General features: G+C 69.8%; 8 protein-coding genes. 4 read left to right on the forward strand and 4 right to left on the reverse strand.

The window, feature by feature from the left end; all coding sequences use genetic code 11:
* Positions 1-20 precede the first annotated feature (20 nt).
* Positions 21-1,301, forward strand: coding sequence for an MFS transporter (locus ASF61_RS13170; RefSeq protein WP_056156488.1), 1,281 nt, complete (start codon positions 21-23; stop codon positions 1,299-1,301).
* On the opposite strand, the gene ASF61_RS13175 is transcribed toward ASF61_RS13170, so the two are convergent.
* The 3 genes from ASF61_RS13175 to ASF61_RS13185 are packed head-to-tail and all read right to left on the reverse strand — an operon-like array spanning position 1,282 to position 7,047.
* Positions 1,282-2,757, reverse strand: a complete 1,476-nt coding sequence (locus ASF61_RS13175; protein WP_082491587.1) for an efflux transporter outer membrane subunit — start codon at positions 2,755-2,757, stop codon at positions 1,282-1,284. The two genes, ASF61_RS13170 and ASF61_RS13175, sit on opposite strands and share 20 nt — an antisense overlap.
* Positions 2,754-5,855, reverse strand: coding sequence for an efflux RND transporter permease subunit (locus tag ASF61_RS13180; RefSeq protein ID WP_056156492.1), 3,102 nt, complete (start codon positions 5,853-5,855; stop codon positions 2,754-2,756). Before ASF61_RS13180 ends, ASF61_RS13175 begins: the two co-directional genes overlap by 4 nt.
* The gene (locus ASF61_RS13185) at positions 5,848-7,047 is read right to left on the reverse strand and encodes an efflux RND transporter periplasmic adaptor subunit (protein ID WP_056156494.1); all 1,200 of its coding nucleotides are present in this window, start codon (positions 7,045-7,047) and stop codon (positions 5,848-5,850) included. The genes ASF61_RS13180 and ASF61_RS13185 overlap by 8 nt, the downstream gene beginning before the upstream one ends.
* A 121-nt stretch (positions 7,048-7,168) precedes the next feature.
* On the opposite strand from ASF61_RS13185, the gene ASF61_RS13190 reads away from it, so the two are divergent.
* Genes ASF61_RS13190 through ASF61_RS13200 form a run of 3 tightly spaced genes read left to right on the forward strand, consistent with a single transcriptional unit; the run spans position 7,169 to position 10,666 of the window.
* Complete coding sequence (locus ASF61_RS13190; RefSeq protein WP_056156496.1) at positions 7,169-7,849, forward strand: response regulator transcription factor; 681 nt, start codon at positions 7,169-7,171, stop codon at positions 7,847-7,849.
* Positions 7,842-9,245, forward strand: a complete 1,404-nt coding sequence (locus ASF61_RS13195; protein WP_056156619.1) for a cell wall metabolism sensor histidine kinase WalK — start codon at positions 7,842-7,844, stop codon at positions 9,243-9,245. Before ASF61_RS13190 ends, ASF61_RS13195 begins: the two co-directional genes overlap by 8 nt.
* Entirely contained in the window at positions 9,242-10,666 is a 1,425-nt protein-coding gene (locus ASF61_RS13200) for an amidase (RefSeq protein ID WP_056156498.1), read from the forward strand. Before ASF61_RS13195 ends, ASF61_RS13200 begins: the two co-directional genes overlap by 4 nt.
* On the opposite strand, the gene ASF61_RS13205 is transcribed toward ASF61_RS13200, so the two are convergent.
* Positions 10,655-12,442: a sensor domain-containing phosphodiesterase gene (locus ASF61_RS13205; protein ID WP_056156500.1), complete on the reverse strand. Its 1,788-nt coding sequence runs from the start codon at positions 12,440-12,442 to the stop codon at positions 10,655-10,657. The two genes, ASF61_RS13200 and ASF61_RS13205, sit on opposite strands and share 12 nt — an antisense overlap.
* Positions 12,443-12,450 lie beyond the last annotated feature (8 nt).

Genomic DNA, 12,450 nt, shown 5'->3' on the forward strand with positions numbered 1-12,450 from the left:
ACAATAGCGAGACACCATCGATGCCGGACACCGCACGGACCACCGCCCGCCCCCTGGTGAGCCAGGACTACAAGACCCTGGCGCTGGCCGCGCTTGGCGGCGCCCTGGAGTTCTACGACTTCATCATCTTCGTCTTTTTCGCCACCACCATCGGCGCCCTGTTCTTCCCGCCCGATATGCCCGACTGGCTGCGCCTGTTCCAGACCTTCGGCATCTTCGCTGCCGGCTACGTGGTGCGCCCGCTGGGCGGCATGGTGATGGCCCATTTCGGCGACCTGCTCGGCCGCAAGAAGATGTTCAACCTGTCGATCCTGCTGATGGCCGTGCCCACGCTGCTGATCGGCCTGCTTCCCACGTATGCCGCCATCGGCCTGGCCGCACCGCTGCTGTTGCTGCTGCTGCGCGTGGCGCAGGGGGCGGCGGTGGGCGGCGAGGTGCCGGGCGCCTGGGTGTTCGTCGCCGAGCATGTGCCGGCGCGCCATATCGGCTATGCCTGCGGCACGCTCACCGCCGGCCTGACCATGGGCATCCTGCTCGGCTCGCTGATGGCCACCGCCGTCAACAGCGTGTTCACCCCGCAGCAGGTGCTGGCCTATGGCTGGCGCCTGCCGTTCCTGCTGGGCGGGCTATTCGGCCTGGGCGCCATGTACCTGCGCCGCTGGCTGCACGAAACCCCGGTCTTCACCGAACTCCAGCAGCGCAAGGCGCTGGCCGCCGAGGTGCCGCTCAAGACCGTGCTGCGCGAACATCGCGGGGCGGTCGCCGTGTCGATGCTGCTGACCTGGATGCTCTCGGCCGCCATCGTCGTGGTGATCCTGATGACGCCGACACTGCTGCAGAAAGGCTATGGTGTCGACGCCCGTACCGCGCTCATGGCCAATACCGCCGCCACCCTGTGCCTGGCCGTGGGCTGCGTGGCAGCCGGCGCGCTGGCAGACCGCCTGGGCGCGCAGCGCGTGCTGGTCGCGGGCGCCGTCCTGCTGGCCGTGTGCACCTATGCGTTCTACACCACGCTGCGGGTGCGGCCGGACCTGCTGCTGCCGTTGTATGCGCTGCTGGGCCTTGCGGTGGGCGTGGTCGGCGTGGTGCCGGCCGTGATGGTGCGCGCGTTCCCGGCGCCGGTGCGTTTTTCCGGGCTGTCGTTCTCGTACAACCTCGCTTACGCCGTGTTCGGCGGCCTGACCCCGGTGATGGTCACGCTGCTGCTCAAGACGGCGCCGCTGGCGCCGGCCTGGTATGTGATGGCGCTGTGCGCGGTGGGCGTTGCCACCGCGCTGTTCGTCAGGGACGGGCAGCGATAGTCGCGTCGCCGGCATCGGTCCAGCCGCCGCCGAGCGCCTGGTACAGCCCGACCGTATCGGTGTAGCGCGCGGCGCGCGCCGCGATCAGCGCCACGCTGGCCTGCTGCCACGACTGCTGCGCCAGCAGCACGGCCGGAAACGCCAGCGCCCCCAGCTGCCACTGGCGCTCGGTGATGGTGAGGCTGCGGCGTGCTGCCTGCTCGGCCGCTTCCGCGCTGTGCAGCGCGCGGGCGTCGGCATCGACCGCATGCAGCGCATCGGCCACGTTCTGGAACGCCGTCAGCACCGTGCTGCGGTACTGGAACGAGGCCTCGGTGTAGGCCGCTTCGGCCGCGCGCTGCTGGTGCAGCAGGGCGCCGCCCTTGAACAGCGGCTGCACCAGGTCGGCGCCGATGCTCCACAGACCGGTGCCGGACTTGAACAGGGTACCGGCGCTGAGCGCCGTACTGCCCAAGGTGGCGGTCAGCGCGATATTGGGCAGGCGGGCGGCCATGGCCACGCCGATGTCGGCGCTGGCCGCATGCAGCTGCGCTTCGGCGGCGCGGATGTCGGGACGGTGCTCCACCAGCCGCGCCGGCACGCTGACCGGCAAGGTGTCGGCCAGGACCAGGGTGTTGAAGTCCACTGCCCCGGCGCCGGTGCCATCGGCAGGCATGCGTCCGCCCAGCACGGCCAGCAGATTGCGCTGCTGGGCCAGCTGTTTTTCCAGCGGCGGCACCGCCGCTTCGGCCTGCGCCAGTGCCGTTTCCTGCGCCGCCACGTCGGCCGTGCCTACCTGACCGGCCCGCAGCATGGCGCGCGTGGCATCGAGCTGGCGGCGCGCCAGGTCGGCCAGTTCGCGGGTGACGTCGAGCTGCGCGCGCAAGGCCGCTTCGTTGATGGCGGCCAGCGTCACGTTGGCCGCCAGCGTCAGGCGCGCAGCGTCGGCCTGGTAGCGCGCCACATCGACCTGGGCGCCGGCCGCCTCCACCTGCCGCCGCACACCGCCGAACACGTCGGGCGTGTAGCCGACATTGAGCTGCGCCGTGTGCAGCGAGAACAGGTTGACGTTCGACGCCGTGGGGCTCGACAGCGTGGCAGCCACGCGCTGGCGCGTGGGCGTGACATGCAGCGTGGCGTCCGGCCACCACAAGCCCTGCTGGGCGGCGGCGTTTTCGCGGGCCGCCAGCAGCGCCGCCTGTGCTGCCTGCAGGTCGGGATTGGCGGCCAGCGCGGCATCCACCAGCGCGGTCAGCGGCTGCGAGCCGAAGCCGGTCCACCAGCGCACCGGCACGTCCTGCCCGGCCGCCAGCTTTTGCGTGTCGCGCGGCTTGGCCGCTTCGCCGTCGAGCACCTGGGCGGTGTAGCGCTGCGCCGCGGGTGCGGCAGGCGCGACGAAGTCGGGACCGGCGGCGCAGCCGGCGATCAGGACGGTCAGCGCGATGGCGACCAGTTGGGCGGCGATGACTTTTTTCATGCGGATACTCCTGCGGGTGCCTGCACCGCTGCTCGCGCGGCCAGGCGGTGTTCGATCATGTAATACAGTGCCGGCAGCAGCACCAGCGTGAGCGCGGTGGCCGTGACCAGTCCGCCCACCACCACGGTGGCCAGCGGACGCTGGACATCGCTGCCCAGGCCATGCGCGAGGGCAGCCGGCACCAGCCCCAGCGCCGCCACGGTCGCCGTGGTCAGCACCGGGCGCACCCGTTCGCTGGCGCCCCTGATGACGGCGCCGCGCAAATCGTCCGGCAGCAGCGCGCGCCAGCGATTGAGGTTGGACAGCATCACCACCGCGTTCAGCACGGCCACCCCGAACAGCGCGATGAAGCCGACTGCCGACGAGACGTTGAGCGTCATGCCGCGCAGCTGCAGCGCCACCAGGCCGCCCAGCAGCGACAGCGGCACCACCATCAGGATCAGCGCCGGCTGGCGCAGGTTGCCGAAAGCCGAGAACAGCATCACGAACATCAGCGCCAGCACCGCCGGCACGATCACCGCCAGGCGCGCCTGGGCGCGCTGCTGGTTCTCGAACTGGCCGCCCCAGGTGATCTGGTAGCGCGCATGGTCGTACGGGATCCCGCGCGCGATGCGGCCCTGCGCTTCAGCCAGGAACGACGACAGGTCGCGTCCGCGCAGGTTGGTGCGCACCGTCAGGTGGCGCCGGTTCATCTCGCGGGTGATGGTGGTCTCGCCCTGCGCCATGCCGATATGGGCCACCTGCGACAGCGCCACGTGGGCGCCGTTGGCGGCGGTGAGCACCAGGTTGCCGATCGCCTGCGGGTCGCTGCGGGCGGCGCCGGCAAAGCGCGCCGCGACATCGTAGCTGCGGTCGCCCACGTACACCTGGGCCACCGGGCTGCCGCCGATACCGGTCTGTATCAGCGCCATCACGTCGGCCACGTTGATGCCGAGGCGTGCGGCAGCGGCGCGGTCGACGTCGATGCGCACCTGCGGCAGCGGCGGCTCCTGGTCGATGATCACGTCCTGGGCGCCCGGCACGGTGCGCAGCAGGTGTTCGACCGCGCCGGCGAGCTTGCGGGTCTGCTGGAAATCGTCGCCGTACACTTTCACCACCAGGTCGCTGTGGGCGCCGGCCAGCTTGTCGAGCACACCGTCGATCATCGGCTGCGAGAAGCCGACATCGGTGCCGGGCAAGGCGCGGTAGCGCGCGGCCAGCCGGTCCACCAGGTCCTGCTTGGCCATGCCGGATGGCCACTGGTCGTAGGGCTTGAGCGTGACCGCGCACTCGATGTGCGACGGCGTGAACGGATCGGTGCCCTCGTCGTTGCGTCCCAGCTGGGTGACGATGTGCGCCACCTGTGGCTCCTTCAGGGTGGCTTCGCGCAGCGCATCGGCCATGCGGGTCGCCTTGTCGAGCGAAATCCCCGGCGGCAGCGTGACCTGCAGCCAGATCGAGCCTTCGTCCAGCGCCGGCAGGAAATCGCGGCCGATGGCGCCGCCCAGCACGACCACCGCCACCAGCGTGGCGCCCGCCAGCGCCAGCACCAGCGTGGTCTTGCCGACCAGCCGTTGCAGCAGCGCGTCGTAGCGCGGCATCAGCCATCCCAGCAGCGGGTTATGGAAAATCTTGCGCGGCTTGCGGAAAGCCCAGTGGGCCAGGCCCGGAATCACCATCATCGTCATCAGCAAGGCGCCCAGCAGCGCGAAGCCGACTGCGAACGCCATCGGCGAGAACAGCTTGTATTCGATGCGCTGGAAGGCGAACAGCGGCAGGTAGGCGACCATGATCACCAGCATGCCGAACAAGGTCGGCTTCATCACCTGGCTGGTCGCAGCCATCGCGTCGCCCTCTGCCAGCAAGCCTTCGGGCTGCTCTTCGCGGCGGCGCAGGATCGCTTCCAGCACGAAGATGGCGCCGTCGACGATGATGCCGAAGTCGATCGCGCCCAGCGACAGCAGGTTGGCCGGCACCTTGAAGTGGTGCATCAGGATAAAGGCCGTCATCAGCGACACCGGGATCGCCGCCGCGGCGATCAGCGCGGCACGCACGCTGCCCAGGAACAGCACCAGCACCAGCGTGACCAGCACCACGCCTTCGACCAGCGTCTTGCCCACCGTGTGCACGGTCGCTTCCACCAGCGAGCTGCGGTCCATGTACGCCACCACCTTGACGTCCTTGGGCAGCAGGTGCTGGTTCAGGTCGGCCACGGCGTCATGCACGCCGGCGATCACGCGCGACGGGTTCTCGTTTTTCAGCAGCAGCACGATGCCGGACACGGTATCGGCCACGTGGTCCTTGCCCAGGATGCCGTGACGCTCCTGCTGGCCCAGCGTGACCTTGCCCAGATCCCTGACCAGCACCGGCACGCCCTCCTTTTGGGCGACCACGATATTGCCCAGGTCATCGAGGCCACGGATCAGGCCCACCCCGCGCACGACCATGCCCTGCTCGCCGCGCGTGAGGATGCTGCCGCCGGCGTTGGCGTTGTTGGCCGAGATGGCCTGCGTGATCTGCGCCAGCGATACGCTGTACTTGGTCAGCTGGCCCGGGTCGAACTCGATCAGGAACTGGGTGGTGACGCCGCCGAAGTTGGTCACATCGACCACGCCGGACGCCTGTTTCAGGCGCGGCACCACGGTCCAGCGCTGCAATTCGGACAGCTCGCGCAGGCTGCGCGACGGCGACTCCAGCGTGTAGCGGTAGATCTCGCCGATCGGCGACGTCAGCGGATCGAGCGACGGCTGGGCGCCATAGGGCAGCGTGACGCCGGCGATGCGTTCCTGCAGGCGTTGGCGCGACCAGTAGTCTTCGGCGCCGTCGTCGAACACCACCGTGATCAGCGACAGGCCAAAGGTGGACTTCGAGCGCATCACGTGCATGCCCGGCGTGCCCATGATTTCGCGCTCGAGCGGAATCGTGATCTGCTGCTCGACTTCCTCGGCCGCCAGGCCATTGACCTGGGTCACCACCTGTGAGGTGGTGTCGGCGATGTCGGGATAGGCTTCCAGCGGCAGCTCGGTCCAGCAATAGGCGCCGTACAGGGTGGCCAGCAGGAAGATCAGCGCGACCATGCCGCGCTTGTTGAAGCACAGTTGGACGAGACGATCAATCATTGAGCAGCACTCCATCCTTGACCACGATGCGCGCGCCGGCGGCAAGGCCGGACAGCACTTCGACGTTGTCGCCCACCTGCGCGCCCAGCGTCACCTCGCGCGCGGCAAAGTGCCACGGCGAGGTCTCGACAAACACGCGGCTGGCAAAGCCGCCCTGCACCACCGCGGTCAGCGGCACCAGGATGGCCGGGCGCGGGCGCGCCAGCAGGGTGGCGCTGGCGAACATGCCGGGCTTGAGGCGGCCGTCGCGGTTATCGAACGGCACCCGCAGCTTGACGGTGCGGGTATCGGGATCGAGCATCTCGCCCACGTAGCGCACCGTGCCCTGCAGCGGCTGCGGGTACGCGTCGAAGCGGATGCTGGCGGACTGGCCGGCATAGACCTGCGCCAGGTCCTTTTCCTGGGCGTTGATGGCAACAAAGACCTGCGACAGATCGGCGACCGTCATCAGCGACGCGGTGGGGTCGTTCCAGTACATGCCGCGCGCGGCCGACAGCTCGACCACGCGGCCGGCAAACGGCGCGCGTACGGCCAGCGTGCCGTTTTTCACATCGAGCGCGCTGGCGCCGCTGGCGTTGCCGGCGCCGCTCTGGCGCAGCCGGGCGGTGGCGCGCGCCGACTCGCTCGCAGCCTGGGCAAAGTCGTTTTGCGCCTGCTCCAGGTCGCGGCGCGCAGTCAGCTGTTCATGGTCGAGCGACTGCTGGCGCGCCAGGTTGCCCGCCGCCAGCGTGAGCGCTGCCTGCGCCCGCGCCGCATCGGCGCCTGCCTGGGCAAAATCGGGGGCGTCGATCACGAACAGGATGTCGCCAGCCTTGACCGCATCGCCGAGCTGCTTGTTGAGGCGGACGACGCGCCCGGCCATCGGCGTGGTGATCCTGACCAGGCGCGCGGGATCGGCTTCCACGGCAGCGGGCAGCACGAACGGCGCCGCCAGGCTGTGCGACGCCACCGGCGCCACCGCCAGCGAACGGCGCAGCGGCGAGCCGGCCGGCACCGTGATGCCGTCGGCGTCGTGCACCAGCGCGGGGGCCGGCCCGGCGTCCGGTCCCGCCGCGGCAACAGCCTGCGACAGGTACAGGTGGCGCGTGCCCCAGCCGGTCAGCGCCACGCCGATCAGGATGGCCAGCATCAGCGGACCCGGGACGAAGCGGGACCAGCGGCGGTCCGGCGAAGTGTAGTGGTTTTTTTTCATGACGACTCTCCTGAAGCAACGGCCGTCATGGTACGAATTTATGCTGCACTGCATCCTGAATTCTTCTTCAGGAAGCGACGCGCGGCGCGCTGCTATACTCGGGCTCTCGGCGAGGACACCCATGCACATCCTGTTGGTAGAAGACGATCACAAAGCGGCGCGCCTGCTGGCGCGCGGCCTGGAGGAAGAAGGCTTCAGGGTACGCGTCGCCCACGACGCGCAGGAAGCGGCTGCGCCGGCCGGCTTCGACCTGGCCATCCTCGACTGGATGATGCCGGGCAAAGACGGCGTGACCCTGTGCGCGGAGTGGCGCCAGGCCGGTCACGACCTGCCGGTGCTGATGCTGACCGCGCGCGATGCCGTGGCCGACCGCATCACCGGCCTCAATACCGGCGCCGACGACTATCTGACCAAACCGTTCGTGTTCGACGAACTGCTGGCGCGTGTGCGCGCCCTGCTGCGCCGTTTCGACCGCGCCCAGCCGGCCGTGCTGCGGGTGGCTGACCTGACGCTCGACGCCCGCACCCGCACCGCCATCCGCGCCGGCACCGACTTCGCCCTGACCACCAAGGAATATGCGCTGCTCGAACTGCTGATGCGCCATGCGGGCACGGTGGTCACCCGCCTGCAGCTGGCGGAACAGGTGTGGCATGCGGACCTGATTGCGATCGACAACCTGATCGACGTCCATATCAAGAACCTGCGCCGCAAGGTCGATACGCCGGGCGCCGCGCCGCTGATCGAGACCGTGCGCGGACGCGGCTTCCGGCTGGTGCCGCCGGGGGATGCGGGCGATGCTTAGCCTGCGCCAGCGCCTGATCACCGTGCACCTGCTGGCGATCCTGGCGGCCGTCGGGGCCACGGCGGGCGCCGGCTGGTGGGTGCTGTCGCAATCGGTCAACCGCCAGCTCGATACCGCGCTGCTGGCGCTGGCCGAAGCCGAGGCGGCGATGCTGACCGACGGCGACGGCGCCGTGATCCGCGTGCACGAGGCGCCGCAAGGCAGCGCCCCGCCCTCGCTCACCCGGCTCGACCGGCTGGTGCAGATCATCGACCAGCAGGGCTGGATCCTGGCCCGCAGCAGCAACCTGGGCACCGAGGACCTGCCGGCGTCGTCCCACCTGCTCGACCAGCTGGCGGCCGGCCGCACGGTGTTCGAGACCCTGCCCGACACCAGCGAGGAGCCGCTGCGCATGGTGTCGGTGCCGGCGCGGGTCAAGGGCCGGCTGTACGCGGTGCAGGTAGCCGGGTCGCTCGACGACGCCAACAGCACGCTGCGCTCGGCGGCGCTGCTGTTTGCCGCGATGGCGGTGGCGCTGATGGCGGCGCTGGGCTGGGCCGGCGCGCGGCTGTCGCGCAAGCTGTTCGTGGCGATCGAGAACATCGTCGAGCAGGCCGGCCGGATCGAGGACAACCACCTGGACCGGCGCCTGCCCCACCCCGGCGGCGACGACGAAATCGGCCACCTGGTAACCACCCTGAACGCCATGCTGGAGCGGATCGAGGGCGCCTTCGAGACCCAGCGCCGCTTTACTGCCGACGCCTCGCACGAATTGCGCTCGCCGCTCTCGCGCCTGCGCGCCGAGATCGAGATCACGCTGCGCCGCCCGCGCGAGAGCGGCGACTACGTTGCCGCGCTGCGGTCGTGCCTGGACGAGGTGGAGCGCCTGACCACGCTGGTCGAAGAACTGCTGATGCTGGCGCGGATCGACGCCGGCCAGGAGCGCGCGCCCGGTGAGCCGGTGGCGCTGGCCCCGCTGGTGCGCGACACCATCGCGCGCATGGCAGCGCCGGCGCACGAGCGTGGCATCGCGCTGACCTGCAGCGGGGCCATCGCCGACGACGTGCGCGTGGACCACGCGGCGCTGGGGCTGGTGCTGCGCAACCTGCTGGAAAACGCCCTGAAATTTTCGCCGCCGGGCGGATCGATCGAGATCGGCCTGACGCACATCACCGGCACCGGCACCGTGCAGCTCACCGTGGCCGACCAGGGCCCCGGCATCGCCGAGGCCGAGCTGCCGTATGTGTTCGACCGCTTCTTCCGCGGCACCGGCGCGCGCGCCAGCGCCGATGCCGGTGTGGGCCTGGGACTGGCGCTGTCGCAGTCCATCATGCGCGCCAGCGGCGGCACGATCACGGCCGCCAACCGCCCGGGCGGCGGCGCGCTGTTCACCCTCCAACTTAAAGAGACCTCATGACCGCACCGATACGGCAGCCCGACGCCGTCAGCCTGCTGGCCACCCTGCGCCAGGGCGCCAGCACCGCCGAACAGCTGGTCGGCCAGCACCTGGACGTGCTGGAACGGCAGCAGCCGCGCCTCAATGGCGCCACCGCCATCTTCCGCGAACAGGCGTTGCTGCAGGCGCGCCGCCTGGACCGCGAGGGCGACCGGTCGCTGCCGCTGTTCGGGCTGCCGTGCAGCGTCAAGGAGACGTTCGGCCTGGCCGGACAGGAAGTGACGGCCGGCTCGCGGCGCATGGCGCCCGAGCACCATGCGCAGGATGCGGAGATCGTGCGGCGCCTGAAGGCGGCCGGCGCGGTGATCGTCGCCCGCAGCAATGTGCCGGAACTGGCGATGACGGCCGAATCGAATAACCCCCGCTATGGCCGCACCAATAATCCGCTGGCGCCGGAACGGGTGGCCGGCGGTTCTAGCGGTGGCGAAGGCGCGCTGGTGGGGTCGGGCAGCTCGGTGTTCGGCGTCGGCTCCGACATTCTCGGCTCGATCAGGATACCGGCAGCGTTTTGCGGCGTGGTCGGTTTCAAGCCGCATTCGGCGGCGGTCGACGGCACCGGCACCTGGCCCACGGTGACCGGCAACACCCGCAGCTGGCTGGGCCTGGGGCCGCTCACGCGCAGCGTGCGCGACGCCCGCCTCGTGTACGACGTCATTGCGCGCCAGCCGCTGGCGGCAGCACCTGCGGGGGCCGCAGCATCGGGCCGGCTGGTGACGCCGGCCGGCTTGCCGCTGACACTGCAGGACGCCTGCATCGGCCAGGCGCTGGCGGCAGCCCGGTCGGCGCTGACGGACAGCGGCTACCGCGAGGAAGTCCAGGATTTTTCGCAGGTGCGGCACCTGTTCCTGCAGATCCCGAAAATCATCCTCGACGATTTTTACGACACCTGGATCCGCCTGCTGTCGACGCCGGGCCAGGCGCCGTTTTCGCCATGGCGCGAACTGGCGGCGCAACTGCTGCGCCGGCCCACCATCGACAACGGCTTGCTGACCTGGATGCTGATCGCGCCGCTGATGAAACCGCGCCGCCAGGCTACTGCCTCCCGCATCGCCGCCGACTACGCCAGCGCGCGCGCCCATTTCCATGCCATGCTCGGTGCGGACGGCGTGCTGGTGCTGCCGACCCTGGGCCTGCTGGCGCCGCACCACGGCAAGATGAACCGGCAATCGCTGAAACCGGGCGTCAACGGCCTGTTTACCGCCCACACGCTGGGCAACTACCTCGACCTGCCGGCCATCGCCATCCCGGCATGGAACTTCCGCGACCCGGCCACCGGCCTGCCGCCGAGCATCTCCGTGCTGTGCGCCCCGGGCGCCGAAAGCCAGCTGTTCGCTGCCGCCGACGCGATCGAAACCGCCCTCAACCCGCCCTTACCGGGTTGAGTCGGGGTTCAGCCAGCCGGCCAGCTGCGCGGCCGGCATGGGGCGGGCGATCCAGTAACCCTGGCCTTCGTCGCAGCCCCAGCTGGCCAGCAATTCATACGCTTGCGCGGTCTCGATGCCCTCGGCCACCACGCGGTGGCCAAACTCGTGGCCGAGCCGTATCATCGCGCACAGAATGGTCACGTCGTGCATATTGGCCGGCAGCGAGCGCACGAAGGACTGGTCCAGCTTGAGCGTGGTGGCGGGGATTTGCTTGAGATAGCTGAAATTGCTGTAACCGATGCCGAAGTCGTCGATCGCGATCTGCAGGCCCAGTGCGCGCAGCCGGCGCAGCTGCATGCCGACATGAAATGCATCATCGGCGACGGCGCTCTCGGTGAACTCGATTTCGATCAGCGCCGGGTCGAGACGACTGTGTGCCAGCAGGCTGGCCAGCATGTCGGCAAAGCCGGGCGTGGCCAGGTCCAGGGCCGAGACGTTGAGCGACACCGTCAGCCGCCAGCCGGCGTCCTGCCATTGCTGCGCCTGGGCCAGCGCCGCGCGCACCACCCACGCCGTGATGTCGCCGATCAGCGCGGTCTTTTCCGCCAGCGGAATGAACTCGGCAGGGCTGATCGCGCCCAGTTCCGGATGGTTCCAGCGCAGCAGCGCCTCGACGCCCGTGCACGTACCGTCGGCCAGGTCCACGCGCGGCTGGTAGTGCAACTGCAGCTGGTCGTCGGCGCCGAGCGCGCCGGGGATCGCCGCCAGGATGCGAAACGCGCGCTGCTGCGCGACATCGAGCTGCGGGTGGTAGATGGCCCAGGGCCGGTGCGCCGCGCGCGCGTGGGCCAGTGCCGCGCCGAGGGCGCGCGACGTATCGGCCAGCGCGGCATTGGGCGCCGCCAGCGACACCGCGCCGAGCGTGATGGCCGGCGCATGGGGGATGCCCTGGTGCGCCGACGGCGCGCACAGGCGCTGCTGCAACAGGCCCATTTTTTCTTCCAGCGCCGCCTCGTGCTCGGCTGCCAGCACGCAGGCGATCACCGTGCTGTCGATGCGGTACACGGGTGCGGGACCGATGGTCTGCGCCACGCGCTGCGCTGCCGCGCGCACAAACCCGTCGGCGTAATCGGCGCCGAATGCCGACTGCATCTGCTGCAGGTAGGCCGGGCTGCAGACGTCGATGGCGACAGCGTACAGGCGGCGACCGTCGTCCGGCACGTCGGCCACCCACAGCGCCACGTCTTCCAGGAAGCGGGTGCGGTTGGGCAGCTGGGTAAGCGGATCGGTATAGCCGATGCTGCGCAGGGTTTCGACGCGCATCATGGCCAGCCGCGCAAACTGGCGCAACAGCTTGATCTGGCCGGCGTCGAACCCGTCGCGCGTGCTGGGATCGAGCACGCAGAAGGTGCCCAGGCACAGGCCATCCTGGGTGATCAGCGGTGCGCCGGCGTAAAAGCGCAGATACGGCGCGCCGGTCACCAGCGGATTGTCGACGAAGCGTTCGTCCTGCAAGGCGTCGAGCACCACCAGCGGCTCGGGATTGAGCAGCGCCCAGGCACAAAAGGCGTGCGAGCGCGGCGTTTCGCGGACATCCAGACCGACGCGCGACTTGAACCACTGGCGCCCTTCGTCGACCAGCGAGATCAGCGCCATCGAGGTACCGAAGACCTGCGAGGCGAGCAAGGTCATCTCGTCAAACGTGGGGTCGCTGGGCGTATCGAGCAGGCATAAGCCGTGCAACGCCCTGAGGCGCTCGACCTCGCTGCGGGGGACTGGTGGAGAAATAGGCATGGGACGAT

Origin of the sequence: Duganella sp. Leaf126, assembly GCF_001423125.1 — a bacterium.
Taxonomy (GTDB): domain Bacteria; phylum Pseudomonadota; class Gammaproteobacteria; order Burkholderiales; family Burkholderiaceae_D; genus Rugamonas.